This window comes from Halorarum halophilum (genome assembly GCF_013401515.1).
GTDB lineage: Archaea > Halobacteriota > Halobacteria > Halobacteriales > Haloferacaceae > Halorarum > Halorarum halophilum.
In genome coordinates this window covers 2395936-2416528 of the sequence record NZ_CP058529.1, presented here as the reverse complement: position 1 = coordinate 2416528, position 20593 = coordinate 2395936, and the positions used below count along the sequence as shown (strand labels likewise).

General features: G+C 69.9%; 16 protein-coding genes. 9 read left to right on the top strand and 7 right to left on the bottom strand.

Features of this window, described 5'->3' with window-relative positions; all coding sequences use genetic code 11:
• Positions 1–296: 296 nt before the first annotated feature.
• Positions 297–1439: an AI-2E family transporter gene (locus HUG10_RS12160; protein ID WP_179169830.1), complete on the top strand. Its 1143-nt coding sequence runs from the start codon at positions 297–299 to the stop codon at positions 1437–1439.
• A gap of 54 nt (positions 1440–1493) precedes the next feature.
• On the opposite strand, the gene HUG10_RS12155 is transcribed toward HUG10_RS12160, so the two are convergent.
• On the bottom strand, positions 1494–2273 hold the full coding sequence (locus tag HUG10_RS12155; RefSeq protein WP_179169829.1) for a sulfurtransferase: 780 nt from the start codon (positions 2271–2273) through the stop codon (positions 1494–1496).
• Between the two features lie 253 nt (positions 2274–2526).
• On the opposite strand from HUG10_RS12155, the gene HUG10_RS12150 reads away from it, so the two are divergent.
• Positions 2527–3393 (top strand): sulfurtransferase, encoded by an 867-nt coding sequence (locus HUG10_RS12150; RefSeq protein ID WP_179169828.1) that lies wholly within the window; start codon positions 2527–2529, stop codon positions 3391–3393.
• A gap of 248 nt (positions 3394–3641) precedes the next feature.
• On the opposite strand, the gene HUG10_RS12145 is transcribed toward HUG10_RS12150, so the two are convergent.
• Positions 3642–5201 (bottom strand): stage II sporulation protein M, encoded by a 1560-nt coding sequence (locus HUG10_RS12145; protein ID WP_179169827.1) that lies wholly within the window; start codon positions 5199–5201, stop codon positions 3642–3644.
• A gap of 90 nt (positions 5202–5291) precedes the next feature.
• Between HUG10_RS12145 and HUG10_RS12140 the strand changes: the two genes are divergently transcribed.
• Positions 5292–5918: a transcription antitermination protein gene (locus tag HUG10_RS12140; protein ID WP_179169826.1), complete on the top strand. Its 627-nt coding sequence runs from the start codon at positions 5292–5294 to the stop codon at positions 5916–5918.
• Between the two features lie 25 nt (positions 5919–5943).
• Here the strand turns inward: HUG10_RS12140 and HUG10_RS12135 are convergent, their stop codons facing one another.
• Positions 5944–6213: a DUF7553 family protein gene (locus HUG10_RS12135; RefSeq protein ID WP_179169825.1), complete on the bottom strand. Its 270-nt coding sequence runs from the start codon at positions 6211–6213 to the stop codon at positions 5944–5946.
• A gap of 272 nt (positions 6214–6485) precedes the next feature.
• Between HUG10_RS12135 and uvrB the strand changes: the two genes are divergently transcribed.
• Positions 6486–8555 (top strand): excinuclease ABC subunit UvrB, encoded by a 2070-nt coding sequence (uvrB, locus tag HUG10_RS12130; protein ID WP_179169824.1) that lies wholly within the window; start codon positions 6486–6488, stop codon positions 8553–8555.
• Between the two features lie 42 nt (positions 8556–8597).
• Here the strand turns inward: uvrB and HUG10_RS12125 are convergent, their stop codons facing one another.
• Entirely contained in the window at positions 8598–10001 is a 1404-nt protein-coding gene (locus HUG10_RS12125) for an MATE family efflux transporter (RefSeq protein ID WP_179169823.1), read from the bottom strand.
• A gap of 189 nt (positions 10002–10190) precedes the next feature.
• Here HUG10_RS12125 and lipA point away from each other — a divergent pair, with 189 nt between their 5' ends.
• From lipA to HUG10_RS12105, 4 genes are all read left to right on the top strand, one after another.
• The gene (gene lipA, locus HUG10_RS12120; protein WP_179169822.1) at positions 10191–11129 is read left to right on the top strand and encodes a lipoyl synthase; all 939 of its coding nucleotides are present in this window, start codon (positions 10191–10193) and stop codon (positions 11127–11129) included.
• A 327-nt stretch (positions 11130–11456) separates the two neighbouring features.
• Positions 11457–12572, top strand: a complete 1116-nt coding sequence (gene pdhA / locus HUG10_RS12115) for a pyruvate dehydrogenase (acetyl-transferring) E1 component subunit alpha (RefSeq protein ID WP_179169821.1) — start codon at positions 11457–11459, stop codon at positions 12570–12572.
• A gap of 2 nt (positions 12573–12574) precedes the next feature.
• Positions 12575–13576 carry an alpha-ketoacid dehydrogenase subunit beta gene (locus HUG10_RS12110; RefSeq protein WP_179169820.1) on the top strand — a complete coding sequence of 334 codons (1002 nt, stop codon included), beginning with the start codon at positions 12575–12577 and terminating at the stop codon, positions 13574–13576.
• Between the two features lies 1 nt (position 13577).
• Positions 13578–15212 (top strand): dihydrolipoamide acetyltransferase family protein, encoded by a 1635-nt coding sequence (locus tag HUG10_RS12105; RefSeq protein ID WP_179169819.1) that lies wholly within the window; start codon positions 13578–13580, stop codon positions 15210–15212.
• Between the two features lie 229 nt (positions 15213–15441).
• Here the strand turns inward: HUG10_RS12105 and HUG10_RS12100 are convergent, their stop codons facing one another.
• Positions 15442–16125 (bottom strand): SDR family NAD(P)-dependent oxidoreductase, encoded by a 684-nt coding sequence (locus HUG10_RS12100; RefSeq protein WP_179169818.1) that lies wholly within the window; start codon positions 16123–16125, stop codon positions 15442–15444.
• 356 nt (positions 16126–16481) lie between these two features.
• Between HUG10_RS12100 and HUG10_RS12095 the strand changes: the two genes are divergently transcribed.
• Positions 16482–19154, top strand: coding sequence for a valine--tRNA ligase (locus HUG10_RS12095; protein WP_179169817.1), 2673 nt, complete (start codon positions 16482–16484; stop codon positions 19152–19154).
• A 50-nt stretch (positions 19155–19204) separates the two neighbouring features.
• Here the strand turns inward: HUG10_RS12095 and HUG10_RS12090 are convergent, their stop codons facing one another.
• Positions 19205–20263: a quinone-dependent dihydroorotate dehydrogenase gene (locus HUG10_RS12090; protein WP_179169816.1), complete on the bottom strand. Its 1059-nt coding sequence runs from the start codon at positions 20261–20263 to the stop codon at positions 19205–19207.
• 64 nt (positions 20264–20327) lie between these two features.
• On the bottom strand, positions 20328–20525 hold the full coding sequence (locus HUG10_RS12085; RefSeq protein WP_179169815.1) for an AbrB/MazE/SpoVT family DNA-binding domain-containing protein: 198 nt from the start codon (positions 20523–20525) through the stop codon (positions 20328–20330).
• Positions 20526–20593: the final 68 nt, after the last annotated feature.

Genomic DNA, 20593 nt, shown 5'->3' with positions numbered 1-20593 from the left:
CTCGGAACTCACCCTCGCTCCCGTCGGTCGCTCGCGTGAGCCTCCCCAGCCGATTCGCTCGCCTTCGCGGGACTCGCTCCGCTCGACCCGCGTGCTCTCGCTCGCTTCGCTCACGAGAACTTCGGCTCGCTCATCCCTCGCGCGCGTCTGCTCGCCCTCCGGGCTCGCAGTCACGCGCGCCATCCGCGACGGGAACGAAACGCCGTTTCTCGACATCGACTCGAGTAGGAGTGTCCTATCAGATCGCAACTCTCGGTAGGACAACCGTTTTGACCCGTGGGAACCCGGATGCGGACGTGCAGCCAAGTCGTCGGACCGTCCTCGCCGCGCTCCTCGCGGCGATGCTCGCGCTCACGGCGTTCGTGCTCGCCGACGTGCTCGCGACGGTCGTGTTCGCGATCACCGTCGCGTACGTCCTCTACCCGCTCCAGCAGGCGCTGAGGGGGCGTGGGTTCTCCACGCGCGCGGCGGCGGTCGCGGCGACGGCGACGGCGTTCCTCGCCATCCTCGCCATCGCGGTGCCGTTCGTCTACCTGCTCTACTCCCGACGGGCGGAGTTCGTGGCGTTCCTGCGGTCCATCCCGTCGGAGATCCCCGTCGAGGTCTCCGGGTTCTCGTACGTCGTCGAGACCGCGCCGCTCCTCGACGCCGCGGTCGCGGCGATCCGGTCGCTGGCAACGTCGGTGGCGACGACCGCGCCCGTGTTCGCGCTCAAGGCGCTCCTGCTCGTCATGGTCGTCTACGGGCTGTTGTACGCGCCCACCGCCCCCCGCGTGGCGCTGCTCCGACTCTGTCCCGGCGAGTACCACGACGTGCTGTTCGCGCTCCACCGGCGGACGGCGAACACGCTGCGGGCCATCTACGTGCTCCAGGCGGCCACGGCGTTCGGGACGTTCGTCGTCGCGTTCGCCCTCTTCGCCCTGCTCGGCTACAGTTCGCCGTTCGCGCTCGCGGTCGTCGCGGGGATGCTCCAGTTCATCCCCGTGCTCGGGCCGAGCATCGTCATCCTCGCGCTCGCGGCGATGGACGTCGTCGCCGGCAACGCCGTCCGGGCGCTGCTCGTGGCAGGGCTGGGGCTGTTCTTCGTCGGGTTCGTCCCCGACGCGGTCATCCGCCCGCGGCTCGCCGGCGAGACGACCGACCTCCCCGTGTCGGTGTACTTCGTCGGGTTCGTCGGCGGCCTGCTGTCGCTCGGCGCCATCGGGTTCGTCGTCGGCCCCCTCGTCGTCGCGCTGTTCGCTGAGGTCGTGAACCTCCTCTCGGACGGTCCCGTGAGCGAGCAGACGAAGCTCTCCGACCGACCCGCGGAGGAGGGGAGGGGGCGGTCGGTCGACGACCCGTCGGGACTGTCGGGCGGGTCGGTGACCGACTCGCTGGGCGCCACGGAGACGGCCGACGCCGGCGACGGCGTCACCCCCACCGACCCGACGGACGGGTGAGGCGGGAGCCGGCGGTGCCGGTCGCCCGCCCGAGGAACGGGCAGTCCGGGGAAGTTACGCGCCGGTCTCCATCGCGCCGCCGCGCTCCTCCCACTCGGTGAGGCTCCCCTCGTAGAACGCGAGGTTCCCGTACCCCAGGTGCCGGAGCACGAGGTACGTGTGGCTGATCCGTCGCGCCGTGTTGCAGTAGAGGAGCACCCGACGGTCGGGCGCGATGCCCCGGTCCGCGAGGACCGACTGGAGTTCGTCCCGCGGTTTCAGCCCGCGCGAGTCGGCGTCGACCAGTTCCATCCAGTCGAGCTGGACCGCCCCCGGGAGGTGGCCCTCCTCGTACTCCCACGCCTCGCGGGTGTCGACGAGTACGATCCCGTCGTCCGCCAGCGCCGCCTCCACCTCCTCGAACGTGACGAGGGGGGACTCGTCGGACTCGTGTGGCTCGTACTCGGTCGGCTCCGGGTCGGGGACGTCGGTCGTCACCTCGTGCTCGCGGCTCCAGGCGGAGTAGTCGCCGTCGAGCAGGTGGAGCTTCCCAGTGTCGTGGCCGTACAGCTCCGCAGTAACGAGGAAGCGTGCGGCGAACACGCCGTGGGTGTCGTCGTAGGCGACGACCTCGTCGTCCGCGTCGATGCCGGCGGACGAGAGGAGGTCCGCCCAGCGGTCGGCCCCGGGGAGCATCCCGGCGTCGCCGTCGCGACTCCGGAACTCGGCGAACGGGATGGAGACCGCGCCGGGGAGGTGGCCGATGCCCTCGTACTCCCAGCCGTCGCGGACGTCCACGACGCGCACGTCGTCGAGGCGGTAGGCCAGCCGCTCGGCCGAGACGAAGGTGTCCATACTCCCACTTCCGTCCGCCGGGTCAAAAGCGCGGCCGCACCGGCGAACCCGGACGACCGTCCGATACGCCGGCATAACTTGCCGCACCTGGCCGGACGCCTGGTCGGCGCACCCCCGCCTCGTCGGGATGGCAACCTGACACGTTTCCCGCCGCCCGAAACTACCGGAAACATCGTCCGGTACGTGGAACGAATGGCCGGCTCTGCCGGGGCGAGGGGTATTATGCTCCGGGGAGTCGTACGGTAGAGTCGCAATGACAGATTACGCAAAAGACGTTCTTGTGTCGGCGGACTGGGTGGAAGATCACCTCGACGAGTTCCAGTCGGACGACCCCGAATACCGGCTGGTCGAGGTCGACGTGGACACCGAGGCGTACGGCGAGGGCCACGCTCCCGGCGCCATCGGCTTCAACTGGGAGACCCAGTTGCAGGACCAGACGCGACGCGACATCCTCACGCAGGAAGACTTCGAGGAACTGAACGGCTCGCACGGCATCAGCGACGACTCCACGGTCGTCCTGTACGGCGACTCCTCGAACTGGTTCGCGGCGTACACCTACTGGCAGTACAAGTACTACGGCCACGACGACGTCCGCCTGCTCGACGGCGGCCGCGACTACTGGGTGGAGAACGACTACCCGCTCACGGACGAGGAGCCGGACTTCCCGGAGACGACCTACGAGGCGGAGGAGCCGGACGAGTCCATCCGCGCGTACCGCGACCAGGTGAGCGACGCCATCGACGCCGGTGTCCCCCTCGTCGACGTGCGCTCGCCCGAGGAGTTCAGCGGCGAGATCCTCGCCCCGCCGGGCCTGCAGGAGACCGCCCAGCGTGGCGGCCACATCCCGGGCGCCCGCAACATCTCGTGGGCCGCGACGGTGAACGAGGACGGGACGTTCAAGAGCGCCGACGAGCTGCAGGAGCTGTACAGCGAGGTCGTCGAGTCGGGCGACGACGAGATCGTCGCCTACTGCCGCATCGGCGAGCGCTCCTCGATCGCCTGGTTCGCGCTCCACGAACTGCTCGGCGAGGACCAGACCGTCAACTACGACGGCTCCTGGACCGAGTGGGGTAACCTCGTGCGCGCGCCGATCGAGACGGGCGAGGCGCAGCACGACTGAGGCGCTCGGACTTTCGACCCCGATTTCTTTCGAACGCTGTTCGACGAGCTGCGCTTCGGTGACTCACACGAGGAAGCGTCTCGTAAAGACTGCTACGTGCCCGAAAGCCCCCGCGAGTCTCGGGTCGCGCGGCCGCCGTGCGCCACGATGCATGATCTATCCTCGACTGAGAAGTGGGCACGTTGGCCCGCCAGTCGCCGGTTTCGACCGGCTTCCGCGACCGCCGACGATCCAGCCTGCACCGAACCTCACCCCAGCACGTACGCCGCGATCCTCGGCGTCAGGAACGCCTCGACGAACGAGGCGAGCACCAGCACCAGCGCGAGGCCGACGAGCACCCACGTCGCCCGCCGGAGCTCCGCGGCGACCGCGGCGGCGTCCGACTGGCCGCGGACCGCGCGCCACCCAACGACGCCCAGGTGAAGGCCGAGGCCGCCGGCGACGGCGATGGCCGGGAGCTCGAGGACGCCGTGCGGCGCGACGAGTGCGATGAACGCCAGCCGGTCGAACAGGCCGGCGAGCGCCCCGATGAGCACCCCGTTGAACAGCAGCGACGCGGCCGCGGGGACGCCGAACGCCAGCCCACCGAAGGCCGTGCCGGCGGAGACGAGCCAGTTGTTCGCGGCGATGTTCGCGAACGGGCCGATGGGGACCACGCCGAACACGCCCGCGACGTCCGCCGGCGGCGGGATCGAGACGCCCATCGGCGCCGTGTACGCGTAGCCGCCGGCGATGCCGGCGACGATGAGGAGCGCCCCGAGGACGTTCGCAATCGGGTGGTGGCGGACGAAGCGCCACAGTTCGCGCCAGCCGCCGCGGACGCCGCCCCGGAGGCGACTCCCGACCGTCCGTCGGTCGGCGGCCGCCGGGAGCCCCCGGCCGGCGTAGAGCGCGGTGGCGAAGGCGTCCAGCAGCGGCGCGACCGCGAGCGCGAGGATCACCCCGCCGATTCGACCCGCGCCGGCGACGTTCAGCAGTCCGACGAGGATCGACGCCCCGACGTACGCCCCGGCGGCCACGAGCACGAACGCGACCGTCACCCCAGGGTTCCGGCGGACGAACCCCACGCTCCCCCTGATCGCCCCCATCGCGCCGACGCCGTCGACGACGACCGCCGGACCGGAGAACGCCAGCAGCAGCAGCGTCGCCAGCACGACGAGCAGCCCGGCGAGCGCGAGGAGGCCGCCGACTGCCAGCCCGGCGGCGCCGCCGAGCAGGACGCCGACCGCGAGCGGGACGGCGACGGCGAGCCCGACGACGGCGATGCGGACGAGCACCAGCCCGAGGTACGACCGCCACCGGCCGGCGGTGGCGACGCCGTCGACCAGCGGCGGCCGCTCGTCGATCGCGGCCCAGAGGGTGCCGTAGGTGACGGCGCTGGCGACCGACTGCGCGAGCAGCGCCACGACCGCGGTGACGACGAGACCGGCGACGAGTAGCGCGCCGACCTCCGGAATCAGGAGCCCGTCGACGGCGGACTGGAGCTCCGGGGAGAGCGCCGGATCGGAACCGCCGCCACCGCCGAATCCCTCACCGAACCCGCCGGGGATACTGCCCTCGCCCTGCCCGCCACCCTCGGTCAGGACGGCCTCCTGGTCGGCGAGCGCCTGGACCAGCGGCTCGATCCGGCCCATGGAGGCGAGCAGGCCGACGGCGGCCGCGAACGCGGCCAGGAACGGGACGCGGGCGACCGGCACGACCGCGGTCGCGAGGAGGTAGGCCGACACGACGGCGACGGGGTGGTCCACGAGCACGCGACCCGCTGCGGTCAGCGCGTCGGAGAGCGACGGGGACCGGTCGGTGGACATGGCCCACATCTCGTCCCCCCGTCACGTAACCCTACCGTCGAAGCGGCCGACTCCGGGGGTTTCAAGCGCGTCACGGCCCAACCGACGAGCATGGACGGCGACACCCTTCTCTCCGACCTGCGCGACGACCACGAGACGGCGCTCTCGCGGTTAGGCTCCTCGAAATCGCTGTACGCCCTGACCGGCGGCGAGATGGCGGCGGACGCGGTCCGCGAGGCCGCGGCGGCGGAGGCCGAAGCGGCCGCCAAGCGGTTCGAGGCCTGGAGCGCCGACGAGGCCAGCGGCGACGCGGCGGCCCTGTTCGGCGACGTCGCCGAGGACGCCCGGGACCACCGCGACGCCGTCGCCCCGAACGGTTTCGACGCCGACGACGCCCGGGAGTTCCCCGAGTACGGCGTGCTCGCGGACCTGCAGTCGACGCCCGCCCGCGCCGGCGGCCTGCTGGCGCGCTGCCTGCTCGGGGACGCGCGGGCCGGGCAGATGGTCGGCTTCTTCGTCGGCAACGCGGACCCGACCGCGGCCGACGACTTCCGGGGCGTCCGGAACGACGTCTCGGACCGCCTCGACGACGCCGCGGACCTGCTCGACGCCGTGTGCGAGACCGACGAGGAGTGGGACGAGGCGCGCGAGGCGGCCGACGCGGTCGTCGAGGCGGCCTACGACGACTACGTCGAGACGCTCGAGGGGATGGGCGTGAAGCCGAAGAACGTCTGCTAGCCCCTGCTCGCCCCTCGACGGTACGTTAGACCCCCGAGACGCCCTCCCGGTAGGTGTTGATCCGGTCCACCGCCGTTTCGACGTGCTCCTTCGCCTCCCCGTCCAGCTCCTCGCCCAGTTCGCGGACGACGTGCGTGTGGCGGTCGAGCCACCCGTGGTCGGGGCCGTGCTCCCTGGTCGCGGCGTCCGCGAAGCGGTGCGCCTGCTCGCCCAGTTTGTCCCGCGTCTCCCCCTCCGCCCCCTCGGCGGCCTGGCGAAGGTGATCGCTCGCCTCCTCGAGTTCGGTTCGAACCATGTGCCGGGCTACCGCGTCGACCGACAAAACCGTACTCACTGCCCGGCGAGGGTTTTTATCCGAGTACGGGACCACCCCCGCCGTGACGTGAGAGCCGTCGCGGGGCGATGCGCGGTTGCGCGGCACGCCGTCCCGCGGACGAGACGCCCCGGTCCCTCCACGTGGTGTCTCCAGTTCGGCGGCCCGTCTCGAACCGGGTCGTCGCCCACCCGTGCCGCCTGTCAGCCACGGCGACCGCGCCCGTCAAGTGACTCGGGCCCCTGACTCCGACGATGAGCGAATCGCAGGGTCCGCTGACGCCGGACCGCCCCGGACTGGACCGCCCGCTTCGCGTCGACGCGCCGTTCGACCCGGCCGGCGACCAGCCCGAGGCGATCGAGAAGCTGGTCTCGGGCTACCGAGGGGGGATGGACAAGCAGACCCTCCTCGGGGTGACCGGGTCGGGGAAGACGAACACCGTTTCGTGGGTCGCGGAGCAACTTGACCGGCCGATGCTGGTGCTCGCGCACAACAAGACGCTCGCGGCCCAGCTGTACGAGGAGTTCAAGAACCTCTTCCCGGACAACGCCGTCGAGTACTTCGTCTCCTACTACGACTACTACCAGCCGGAGGCGTACGTCGAGCAGACGGACACGTACATCGACAAGGAGATGTCGCTGAACGAGGAAATCGACCGGCTGCGCCACTCGGCCACCCGGTCGCTGCTCACCCGCGACGACGTCATCGTCGTCGCGTCGGTCTCGGCCATCTACGGGCTCGGCGACCCGGCGAACTACCGCGAGATGTCGCTGGAACTCGAGGTCGGCGAGGAGGTCGGCCGCGACGAGCTCCTGGCCCGGCTCGTCGACCTGAACTACGAACGCAACGACGTGGACTTCCAGCAGGGTACCTTCCGCGTGCGCGGGGACACCGTCGAGATCTTCCCCATGTACGGCCGGTACGCCGTCCGCGTCGAGTTCTGGGGCGACGAGATCGACCGCATGATGAAGGTCGACCCGATGCAGGGCGAGGTCGTCTCCCAGGAGCCGGCGGTGCTGATCCACCCGGCAGAGCACTACTCCATCCCCCAGCAACGGCTGCAGACGGCGATCGAGGAGATCGAGGAGCTGATGGAGCGGCGCGTCCGCCGGTTCGAGCGCGACGGCAACCTCGTCGCCGCCCAGCGCATCGAGGAGCGAACCACCTTCGACCTGGAGATGCTCCAGGAGGCCGGCTACTGCTCGGGCATCGAGAACTACTCCGTCCACCTCTCGAACCGCGAGTCGGGCGACGCGCCGTACACGCTGCTCGACTACTTCCCGGACGACTTCCTGACGGTCATCGACGAGTCGCACCAGACCATCCCGCAGATCAAGGGGCAGTTCGCGGGCGACAAGTCCCGAAAGGACTCGCTCGTCGAGAACGGCTTCCGGCTCCCGACCGCCTACGACAACCGTCCGCTCACCTTCGAGGAGTTCGAGGAGAAGACGGATCGGACCCTCTACGTGAGCGCGACGCCGAGCGACTACGAGCGCGAGCACTCGGAGCAGGTGGTCGAGCAGATCGTCCGCCCGACCCACCTCGTCGACCCCGCGGTCGAGATCGCGTCCGCGACCGGGCAGGTCGACGACCTCATGGACCGCATCGACGACCGCATCGAGCGCGGCGAGCGCACGCTGGTCACGACGCTCACGAAGCGCATGGCCGAGGACCTCACGGAGTACCTCGAGGAGGCGGGCGTCGACGTCGCGTACATGCACGACGAGACGGACACGCTCGAACGCCACGAGCTGGTGCGCTCGCTCCGACTGGGCGACATCGACGTGCTCGTCGGCATCAACCTCCTCCGGGAGGGGTTGGACATCCCCGAGGTGAGCCTCGTCGCCATCCTCGACGCCGACCAGGAGGGGTTCCTCCGCTCGGAGACGACGCTCGTCCAGACGATGGGCCGGGCGGCGCGGAACGTCAACGGTGAGGTCGTCCTCTACGCCGACGACACGACCGACTCGATGGCGGGGGCCATCGAGGAGACCAGGCGCCGTCGCGAGATCCAGCGCGAGTTCAACGAGGAGCACGGCTACGAACCGCGGACGATCGAGAAGGAGATCGGCGAGACGAACCTCCCCGGCTCGAAGACCGACACCTCGGGGGTCACCGACGGCGACGTCGCCGACGAGGAGGAGGCGCAGGCGCGCATCCAGGCGCTCGAGGAGCGGATGCAGGAGGCGGCGAACAACCTCGAGTTCGAACTCGCAGCGGACATCCGCGACCGCGTCCGGGAGCTCCGCGAGGAGTTCGAACTGGCCCGCGAGGAGGAGGGCGTCGCGCCGCCGGAGCCGGGCGTCGGGGACGCCGAGTTCTGATCGGAAGCCCGGACTGAGGGCGGATTCACGGCGTTCGGCGGTTCAGTCGGCGGCGTCGGCGCCGCACGAGGACGTCGCCGCGCGGTCGAGCATCCCGTTGTCCGTCGAGTAACGGAAGTACGCGCAGAGCCCGACCGCCGCGACGACATTGGAGACTGTGACGGCCCAGAACGGGCCGTGCGCGCCGTACCCGAGGCCGAACGCGAGGACCGCGGCGACCGGGATGCGGACCGTCCAGTACTGGAGCATCGTCGAGTACATCGAGATGCTCGTCCTGCCGGCGCCGTTGAAGCCGGCTTCGACGGTGTAGATCGCGCCGAGCGCCCAGTACCCGAGCGCGAGTATCTGGAGGTACGCGATGGTGTACTCGAGGGTCTCGCCCTCGATTCCGGGCACGAACACCTCGGCGAGGAACCCGGGTACGAACCACTGGACGATGCCGAGAACGCCGACGCCGACGGCGCCGACGCCGACCCCGAGCCACGTCGCCCGCGTCGCCCTGTCGGGCCGGTCGGCGCCGAGGTTCTGGCCGACGAGCGTCGTTCCCGCAGAGCCGAGCCCGATTGCGGGCACGAACGCCACCGTCGAGATACGGGCGCCGACGGTGTACGCCGCGAGCGCGGCGCCCCCGCCGGTCACGGAGATGATGCTCACCATGACGAGCCGCGCGATCTGCCGGCCGCTCTCCTGGGCGGCCTTGGGCGCACCGACGTCGAGCAGGGCGCGGAACTCGTCGACGTCGATGCCGACCGCGTTCCGGGTCAGCGTGAACCCGCCGCGGCCGGAGAGGGCGACGCCGAGCGCGATGAGGAGTCCCACCGCGTAGGCGACGAGCGTCGCGTAGGCGGCGCCGGCGATGCCGTACGCGTCGAAGCGCCACATCCCGAACATGAGGATCGGGTCGAGCACGACGTTCACGACGATGGCGACGAGGTTCACGACGAGCGGGGTCCGCGAGTCGCCCGACCCCACGAACGCCGCCTCCATCGCGTCGCTCATCCCGCTGAACGTGTAGGAGAGCACCATCGTGCCGAGGTAGATCGCCCCGAGCTGGGCGACGCGGTCGCCGGGCTGGAACAGCTGCGTGATGTCGAGGGCGAACGCGTTGACGACGCCGGCGAGGAGCAGCCCAACGACGCCGGCGCCGACGAGGGCGTGGAACGCGGCGCGACGCGAGCCGGGGAGGTCGTCGGCGCCGACGCGCTGGGAGACGACGATCTGCCCGCCGAGAAACACCGCCATCGTGCCGGCGGCGAACAACCCGAGGAGCGGCATCACGAGGCCGACCGCGGCGACCTGGTCCTCGCCCAGTCGGCCGATCCAGAACACGTCGATGACCTGCTGGGCGACCAGCGCGAGCTGCTGGGCGACGATGGGAACCGAGAGGAACGCGAGCGCTCGCCCGAGCGATCCCTCGGTGATGTCCTTCGACGACACGTCCAGCATCCCGAATCATTCGACAGTTTGGTACCAACAATAAATGGTTATCGGTCCGAATCATACGGCCTGATGCCCCGTCGCGGACCGATCCAGTCCCGAACCCGACGCAGTTCGCGGGCGCTCCGTCAGCGGTTGCCAACGGTTCCTCACCGTCCACATCCGCATCCTTTTGCCCAGGGGGACGAAAGGGATGCCATGAGCAGTCGGCGGCGCAAGCCGGATTGGCTGAAGATGCGCCCGCCCGCGGGCCAGCGCTTCACCGAGATCAAGTCGACCCTCCGGGAGCACGACCTCCACACGGTCTGCGAGGAGGCGAACTGCCCGAACCTCGGGGAGTGCTGGTCGGGCCGCGACGGCCCCGGCACGGCCACGTTCATGCTGATGGGCGACCGGTGCTCGCGGGGCTGTAACTTCTGCGACGTCGAGACCGGGGGGATGGAGGCGCTCGATCCCGACGAGCCGTCGAACGTCGCGGAGGCCGTCGTCGAGATCGGCCTCGACTACGTCGTGCTCACCTCCGTCGACCGGGACGACCTCGCCGACGGCGGCAGCGCGCACTTCGCCGAGACCATCCGGGAGATCAAGCGCCGCGACCCGGAGACGCTCGTCGAGGTGCTCATCCCCGACTTCGGCGGCGACGAGGCGGCCGTCCGCCGTATCGTCGACGCCGGGCCGGACGTCATCGCGCACAACGTCGAGACAGTCGAGCGCCTCCAGTGGCCGGTCCGCGACCGTCGGGCGAACTACGGGCGGACGCTCGACGTGCTCGAACAGGTGAGCTGCGAGTCGGACGTGTACACGAAGACGAGCATCATGCTCGGCCTCGGGGAGTACGACCACGAGGTGTACCGGACGCTGCGGGACCTCCGGGAGGCCGACGTGGACATCGTCACGCTCGGCCAGTACCTCCAGCCGTCCCGCTCGCACCTCGACGTGTTCGAGTACGTCCACCCGGATGTCTTCGAGACGTGGCGACGGGTCGCGGAGGGGGAACTCGGCTTCCTCTACTGCGCCTCCGGTCCCATGGTCCGCTCGTCGTACAAGGCCGGCGAGTTCTTCGTCGAGGCGCTCCTCCGCGAGGGTCGGAGTGTCGAGGAGGCCCGTGCGCACGCCCGAGCGGCCAGCGGTGACTGACTCGGTAACAGTGCCGAAGCGTTCGGCATCGTCGCCGCGTTCGAGCGTGTCGTTCAGGCCGGTTCGACCGATGGGACGCCGATTCGGCGCCGCCGGCCGGCCGAGCCGCGCCGTCCTTCCCTATCGTTTGTCAAAAACCACGCGGGATTCCGGGGGTCATCAGGGAGGGATTCGACGCAGCGCCGCGAAAAGTTCCCATCCTCAAATTCGATCGGGCATCGATGGACACGTCTGGGAACGGAGGCAGTATTTCTGCTCACAGTAAACTATTTACGAAAACACTATGGCGCGGGCGGGCCAGATTTGGGGTATGCGAAGGAGGACAGCGTGAGCACGCTCGAGCGCGACCCCCGTGAGGGTATGGTCCAGGTCCTCGACGAGGAGGGCGGCGTCGTCGGCGACGTCCCCGCCCTCGACGACGACGAGCTCGTCGAGATGTACCGGAACATGAAACTCGCGCGCCACTTCGACACGCGCGCCGTCTCCCTCCAGCGGCAGGGCCGCATGGGGACGTATCCGCCCCTCTCCGGCCAGGAGGGCGCCCAGGTCGGCTCCGCGATGGCGCTCGCGGAGGACGACTGGATGATCCCGTCCTATCGCGAACACGCGGCCGCCCTCGTCCGCGGCTTCGGCCTCACGAGGACGCTGCGCTACTGGATGGGCGACGAGCGCGGGAACGCCCCGCCCGAGGACGCCAACATCTTCACCGTCGCGGTCCCTATCGCCTCCCAGATCCCCCACGCGACGGGGATGGCCTGGGCGGACAAACTGAAGCACGGCGGCAACCCCGAGAACGCCTACATCTGCTACTTCGGCGACGGTGCCACCTCCCAGGGCGACTTCCACGAGGGGCTCAACTTCGCCGGGGTGTTCGACACGCCGAACGTCTTCTTCTGCAACAACAACCAGTGGGCCATCTCGGTCCCCCGCGAGCGCCAGACCGCCTCCGAGACCCTCGCCCAGAAGGCCGTCGCGTACGGCTTCGAGGGCGTCCAGGTCGACGGCATGGACCCGCTGGCCGTCTACAAGGTGACGAGCGAGGCGCTGGAGAAGGCTAAATCGCCGGCCGAGGGCGAGCTCCGGCCGACGCTCATCGAGGCGGTCCAGTACCGCTACGGCGCCCACACGACCGCCGACGACCCGTCAGTGTACCGCGAGGACGACGAGGTCGAGCGCTGGAAGGCGAAGGACCCGATCCCGCGGATGGAGAAGTTCCTGCGGAACCAGGGCATCCTCGACGACGAGCGGGTCGACGCCATCCGGGAGTCCGTCGAGGAGGAGGTCGCGGCCGCCATCGAGGAGGCGGAGTCGTCCGTCCGGCCCGACCCGAGCACGATGTTCGACCACGTGTTCGAGGAGATGCCGTCCGAGCTGGCTGAGCAGGCCGAGGAGCTGGCGGCGCTGCGCGAGAAGTACGGCGACGAGGCGTTCCTGGAGGAGTGACAATGAGCACGCAAGAAACAGAGGCGACGCAGAACCTCACGCTGGTACAGTCGGTCCGAGACGCGCTCGCGACCGAGATGGAACTGGACGAAGACGTCCTCGTCATGGGCGAGGACGTCGGCAAGAACGGCGGCGTCTTCCGGGCGACCGAGGGGCTCTGGAAGGAGTTCGGCGAGGACCGCGTCATCGACACGCCGCTCGCGGAGTCTGGCATCATCGGCACCGCGGTCGGCATGGCCGCGATGGGGCTGAAGCCGGTGCCGGAGATCCAGTTCTCCGGGTTCATGTACCCGGGCTTCGACCAGATCGTCTCGCACATGTCCCGCCTGCGCACGCGCTCGCGGAGCAGGTTCACGCTCCCGATGGTGCTGCGGGCGCCCTACGGCGGCGGTATCCGCGCCCCCGAGCACCACTCGGAGTCGAAGGAGGCGTTCTACGCCCACGAGGCCGGCCTGAAGGTGGTCATCCCCTCGACGCCGTACGACACGAAGGGGCTGCTCATCTCGGCCATCCGCGACCCGGACCCGGTCGTCTTCCTCGAGCCGAAGCTCATCTACCGCGCCTTCCGCGGCGACGTGCCCGAGGGCGACTACGAGGTGCCCATCGGCGAGGCGTCGGTCCGCCGCGAGGGGAGCGACGTGTCGGTGTTCACCTACGGCGCGATGACCCGGCCGAGCCTGGAGGCCGCCGAGGAGCTCGCGGACGAGGGCATCGACGCCGAGGTCGTCGACCTGCGGACCGTCTCGCCGATGGATCGCGAGGCAATCGTGGAGTCGTTCAAGAAGACCGGCCGCGCGTGCGTCGTCCACGAGGCGCCCAAGACCGGCGGGCTGGCGGGCGAGATCACCGCCACCCTGCAGGAGGAGGCGCTGCTGTACCAGGAGGCGCCCGTCCAGCGCGTGACTGGCTACGACGTGCCGTACCCGCTGTACGCGATGGAGGACTACTACATGCCCAACGCGGCCCGCGTGGCCGACGGGATCAAGGACGCGGTGGAGTTCTGAGATGGCGACGAAGGAGTTCAAGCTCCCCGACGTCGGCGAGGGCGTCGCCGAGGGGGAGCTCGTCAACTGGCTCGTCGCGCCCGGCGACACGGTGTCGGAGGACCAGCCGGTCGCGGAGGTCGAGACGGACAAGGCGCTCGTCGAGGTGCCGAGCCCGTACGACGGCACCGTGAAGGAACTGCTCGCCGAAGAGGGCGAGATGGTCCCGGTCGGGAACGTCATCATCACGTTCACCGTCGGCGGCGACGCCGAGGCCGACGAACCGTCCTCGGAGTCGGGTGCGGACGCGGAACCCGACGCTCCGACCGAACCCGACGCGTCGGCGGAACCTGGCGCGTCCGCCGAACCCGAGGCGCCTGGCGCGGAGGCGGACGCCGTCGAGGCCACCGAGGGGCGCGTGTTCGCGCCGCCCTCGGCCCGCCGCCTCGCGCGGGAACTGGGCGTGAACGTCGCCGCAGTCAACGGGAGCGGCCCGGGCGGCCGGGTCACCGACGCGGACGTGCGCAACCACGCCGAATCCGGAGGAACGGGCGAGACGGGCGGCGAGGCGAAGGCGTCGAAGGGCCCCAAGCAGGTCGACATGAGTTCGGGAAAATCCGCCGTATCGCGGCGCGAGGACGCGGACGGCGAACCGGCGGGTGCGGGGACGGGTGGCGCGTCCGCGTCAGCCGCCCCGAGCACCGTCGAGCGGGCCGGGCGCGAGCGGACCCTCGCGGCCCCGGCGACCCGTCGCGTCGCCGACGAGGAGGGCGTGGACCTGAACGACGTGCCGACCGACGAGACGCGGGACGGCGAGGCGTTCGTCACCGCCGAGCAGGTCCGGAGCTACGCCGCCGATGTGGCGGCCGCCGAGGAGGCCGAGGCTGCCGGAGCGGGCGGCCCGAGCGCGACAGCCGGGGCCGGAAACGGCGCCGCGGCGGGAGCGTCGACGGCGACTGGCGGCGAGGAGACCGTTCCTTACCGCGGCGTCCGCCGGACCATCGGCAACCAGATGGCCGAGTCGAAGTACACCGCGCCCCACGTCTCCCATCACGACACGGTCGTCATCGACGACCTGGTCGAGGCGCGCGAAGAGCTGAAGGAACACGCCGCCGAGCGGGACGTGAAGCTCACCTACCTCCCGTTCGTGATGAAGGCGCTCGTGGCCGGGCTGAAGGAGTTCCCGGTCCTCAACTCCGAACTCCGCGAGGACGAGGAGGAGATCGTCCTGAAGAAGGAGTACAACGTCGGCATCGCGGTCGCGACTGACGCGGGGCTGATGGTCCCGGTCGTGAAGGACGTGGACCAGAAGTCCCTGCTCCAACTGGCCGAGGAGGTCAACGACCTGGCGAGCAGGGCGCGGGAACGGAAGCTCTCCCGCGAGGAGATGCAGGGCGGGACGTTCACCATCACCAACTTCGGCGCCGTCGGCGGCGAGTACGCCACGCCGATCATCAACTACCCCGAGACGGCCATCCTGGGGCTGGGCGCCATCGACGAGCGCCCGGTCGCCGAGGACGGCGAGGTCAGGGCCGCCCACACGCTGCCCCTCTCGCTCTCCATCGACCACCGCGTCATCGACGGCGCCGAGGCAGGCCGGTTCACGAACCACGTGATGGAGTACCTGGAGAACCCGCAGCTCTTATTGTTGGAGTAGTGGGTTCTCGTCGGTAGTCCCGCTTAAGCTCCCGCTCTACCCTCACCGTTCTCAGCTGTCAACGCTGACGTTACCGGGGTGACGACCGCGAAAGCCCCCGCGGCCCCTTTCAGTCCCATCCGACCCCCACCACGTCCTCCCCAGCCGATTTGCTCGTCGCTGACGCTCCTCGCTCATCCCTCGCGCGCATCCGGCCGCGCACGAGGCGCGGCCACCGCGCGCCAGTCCGCTAGAACTCCTCCACGTGGGGCCGGAGGTCGAGTTCGAGCGTCCACGCGCTCCGGTCTTGCTCCGCCAGGTGCCAGTAGCTCTCGGCGATGGCGTCGGGGTCGAGGTACTCCTCGGCGTCGGCCGCCGCGCCGGGCGGGCGGATGCCGCCGTCGATGACGACGTGCGCGACGTGGATTCCCTTCGGACCGAGTTCCCGGGCCATCGACTCCGCGAGCCCCCGTGCGCCGAACTTCGCCATCGAGAAGCCGACCGCGCCCTCGCGCCCGCGCACGGACGTGGTCGCGCCCGTGAAGATGATCGTCCCGCCGTCACCGTCGAGCATGTCGTCGACGGCCTCCCGCGAGCAGAGGAACCCCGCCCGCGGGCCGACCTCGTACGCCTGGTCGAACGCCTCGCGGTCCGTCTCCTGCAGCCCCGTCCACGAGGCGGCGCTCGCGTTGTTCACGAGGACGTCCACCGGACCGAGGCTGTCGCGCACGGTCTCGAACGCCGCCTCGATCTCGTCCGGTTCCGAGAGGTCCGCGGGCGCGGCGACCGCCTCGGTCGGGAGGTCGTCGGCGAGGTCGCGGAGGGAGTCCTCGCTGCGGGCGATCAGGCCGAGTCGACAGCCCTCGTCCGCGAACTTCCGGGCGACCGATTCGCCGAGACCGGGGCCGACGCCGGCGATGACAGCCGTCTGCATGCACGAACTGTGACGCGCAGAAGGCAAAGCCGTTCGGGGGCTCGGGGGTAGGGTCCCACCGCGTCCGATCGCTGTTCGATCGCTGGCGGTTGGCGCGCGTGACGCGACGCGCCCCCGGGCGCGAGCACACGTGCGCGAGGGATGAGCGAGGAGCGCCAGCGACGAGCGAATCGGTTGGGGAGGTTTGTGGCTCTCATCACGCTCGGGAGTAGTGATTCGCCCGTTCACACAGGAACCGAAGCTGAATACGTCGAGGAACCCCTCAACTTCTCCAGTCCAACTCGGCACACGATGCGCCACGAATCCCCCGAACAATCGAGTCGTTTAACAGCGGCTCGCGGGTACTACCTCCACGAATGCCCAGTGGAGACTACGACCCCGATTCCGTCGAGCCGAAGTGGCAGCGACGCTGGGTCGAGACCGACACCTACGCCTACGACGAGGACGCGGCGACGGACCCGAACACGACCTTCTCCATCGACACGCCGCCGCCGACCGTATCGGGCAGCCTCCACTGGGGCCACGTGTACGGCTCCATCCTCCAGGACACCGTCGCGCGGTACAACCGCATGCGCGGGCGGGAGGTGTTCTTCCCGTTCGGCTACGACGACAACGGCATCGCCTCCGAGCGCCTGACCGAGGAGGAGCTCGACGTACGCCACCAGGACTACGAGCGCCGGGAGTTCCAGCAGCTCTGCCGGGAGGTCTGCGAGGAGTACGAGGCCGAGTTCACCGAGAAGATGCAGCAGCTCGGCATCTCCATCGACTGGAACCAGACGTACCGGACCATCGAGCCGCGCGTCCAGCGCATCTCGCAGCTCTCCTTCATCGACCTGTACGAGAAGGGCCGCGAGTACCGCGAGAAGGCGCCCGCCATCTGGTGTCCCGAGTGCGAGACGGCCATCTCGCAGGTCGAGACCGAGGACGACGAGCGGGACTCCCACTTCCACGACATCGAGTTCACCGTGGCCGACTCGGGCGAACCGTTCACCATCTCCACCACACGCCCCGAACTCCTGCCGGCCTGCGTCGCCGTGTTCGTCCACCCGGACGACGAGGGGAACCGGCACCTCGTCGGGGAGGAGGCGACGATCCCGCTGTTCGGCCAGGAGGTGCCCATCATCGCCGACGACCGCGTGGACATGGAGACGGGTTCCGGCATCGTGATGTGCTGTACGTTCGGGGACCAGACCGACATCGAGTGGTACCAGGCGTACGACCTGGACCTGCGGATCGCCATCGACGAGTCCGGCCACCTCACCGGCGTCGCGGAAGGGTACGAAGGGCTCAGTTCCGCCGAGGCCCGCGAGGCCATCGTCGAGGACCTCGACGAGGAGGGCGCGCTGCTCGACCGCCGGGCCATCACCCACACGGTGAACGTCCACGAGCGGTGCGGAACGGGCGTCGAGTTCCTCGTCACCGAGCAGTGGTACGTGAAGATGCTCGACCGGACGGAGGAGTACCTCGCGGCCGGCCGGGAGATGGAGTGGTTCCCCGAGAAGATGTTCACCCGGTACAAGCACTGGATCGAAGGGCTCCAGTGGGACTGGCTCATCTCGCGCCAGCGATCCTCGGGCATCCCGTTCCCGGTGTGGTACTGCGGGGACTGCGGGGAGGTCGTCGTCGCCGAGAAGGACGACCTGCCGGTCGACCCGCTCTCGGACGACCCGCCGGTCGACGCCTGCCCCGAGTGCGGGGGCGACGAGTTCGAACCGGAGGACGACGTGCTCGACACCTGGGCGACCTCCAGCCTGACGCCGCTCATCAACTCCGGGTGGGACTGGGAGGGGGACGCCGAGGGGTTCTCGATGTCCAACCCGGAGCTGTACCCGATGGACGTGCGCCCGCAAGGCCACGACATCATCAGCTTCTGGCTGTTCCACACCGTCGTCAAGTGCTACGAGCACACCGGCGAGGTGCCGTTCGAGTCGGTGATGATCAACGGGATGGTGCTCGACGAGAACCGCGAGAAGATGTCCAAGTCGAAGGGGAACGTCGTCGCGCCCGACGAGGTGCTGGCGAAGTACCCCGTCGACGCCGCGCGGTTCTGGGCGACCGGCTCGGCGGTCGGCGACGACCTCCCGTACCAGGAGAAGGGCCTGCGAGCCGGCGAGAAGCTGATGCAGAAGCTCTGGAACGCCTCGAAACTCGTCGACTCGCTCACGCCCGACGAGGACCCGGACGTCGCTCGAGAGGACCTGCGGGAGCTCGACCGCTGGCTGCTCGCGGAGCTCGACGACCTGATCGGGACCGTGACGGGGCAGTTCGAACGCCGGGAGTTCTCGAAGGCCCGCGACGACCTGCGGAGCTTCTTCTGGCACACGTTCTGCGACGACTATCTCGAGGTGGCGAAGACGCGGGTTCGGGACGCTCCTGACGACGACCCCGCCGCCCAGTACACCCTCCGCGTCGCCCACAGGCGGTTCCTGAAACTGTTCGCACCGTTCCTCGCCCACGAGACGGAGGAGCTGTGGCAGGAGCTGTACGCGGACGCGAACGCCGACGTGGGGGACGCGACCGCGGGGGACGGCGGCTCCATCCACCGTACCGACTGGCCCGACCCGTTGGGGGTCGAAGCCGACCGCGCGGCCGGCCGGACGGCCACGGCGGTCATCGGCGCGCTCCGCCGCTACAAGAGCGAGCGCGGGCTCCCGCTGAACGCCGAACTCGGTCGCGTCGAGGTCTGGGGCGAGGGCGACGTCGCGGCCTTCGCGGACGACGTTCGCGGGGTGATGAACGTCGCGGACCTCGACGTGCTCGCGGGCGAACCGGAGATCGAGACGGTCGTGACCGGGATCGACCTCGACTACTCCCGGGTCGGCCCGCAGTTCGGGTCGAAGGTCGGCGACATCGACGCGGCCATCGCCGAGGGCGAGTACGAGGTCACGGACGGGGAACTCCGCGTCGCCGGCGAGACGCTCGGCGCTGACCTGTTCGAGATCGAACGCGAGCGGCGGTACGCGGGCGAGGGCGACCTGCTGGAGGCGGAGGACGCGGTCGTCATCGTCCACGGGACCGCCGAGAACTGAGTCGCCGTCGCGAACCTCCACCTCCCCTCCACCGCACTCGCGCCGCTCTTCTAGTCGAGGTCCGCGCCGACGGCGTCGGCGACGGAGTCGAAGCCGTCCCGTTCCAGCAGGCCGAGTAGCCCCTCGTTGATGTCGCGGGCGAGGCCCGGCCCCTCGTAGATCAACGCGGTGTACAACTGGACCACGCTCGCCCCCGCCCTGATCTTCCGGTAGGCACCCTCGGCGTCTGAGACGCCTCCGACCCCGACGACGGGGACGTCCGTTCGCTCGGCGATGAAGCGGACGAGCGAGGTGGCCGACTCCTCGATGGGCTCACCCGAGAGCCCGCCCGTCTCCGCGCGGTTCGGGCTCCGGAGCGAGTCCGGCCGCTCGGTCGTCGTGTTCGTCGCGACGACGCCGTCGAGGCCGAGGTCGTCGACGACGGCGAGCGCCTCCTCGATGGCCGGGCGGGGGAGGTCGGGGGAGAACTTCACGAGCAGCGTGTCGGCGCCGGCGTCGAGCAGTTCGCCGAGGATCGCCTCCAGGGCGTCGCGGTTCTGGAGTGAGCGCAGGCCGGGCGTGTTCGGGCTGGAGACGTTTACGGCGACGTAGTCGGCGTGCTCGCCGACGCGCTCGAAGGTGTACAGGTAGTCCGAGGGGGCCTCGTCGAGGGGTGTGGACTTCGACTTCCCGACGTTGACGCCGACGGGGACGTACGGGAGGTCGCTCGCTGCGAGGCGAGCGCCGATCTCGTCGGCGCCGTCGTTGTTGAAGCCCATCCGGTTCACGAGCGCGCGGTCCTCGGGGAGACGGAAGAGTCGGGGTCTCGGGTTGCCGGCCTGTGCCTCGGCGGTGACGCCGCCGACCTCCACGTGGCCGAACCCGAGCGCGGCGAGGAACCGCGGGACGTGCGCGTTCTTGTCGAAGCCGGCGGCGACGCCGACGGGCGTAGGGAACGAGCAGCCGAACGCACTCGTCTTCAACCGGTCGTCCTCGACGGCGTACCGGGCCCGAACGGCGTCCTCGACCGGCGTTCCCTGCGCGGCCCGCATCAACTGCGCGGTCAACCCGTGGGCCGTCTCCGGGGGGAGCGCGAACAGCGCCGGCTTGGCGAGATCGTAGGCCCTCATCGAACCCACCCACGGCTGGCGGGGGTTTGAACGCGCCGGCTCGTTCCGGAGTCAGTCCGGTGGCTCAGAAGTCGTGTTCGACCTCGTCGGGGTCCGCTGCCTGGATGATGATCTTCCCGTCGCGGACCCGAACGAACACCTCGTCGCCGATTTCCAGGCCCGCGACGGCGAGTTCGTCCTCGTGCAGGTTCACGTGGACGTTGTGGTACTCGCCGTTCTCGTCTTTGGCGCCACTCGGGCTGAGCGTCTTTTTCCGGACCATCGCCTTGTGTTACACCACGCTTCGCCGCACGGAATACATAAGTGTTGTTTCCGGTACGCGGTGCGGCG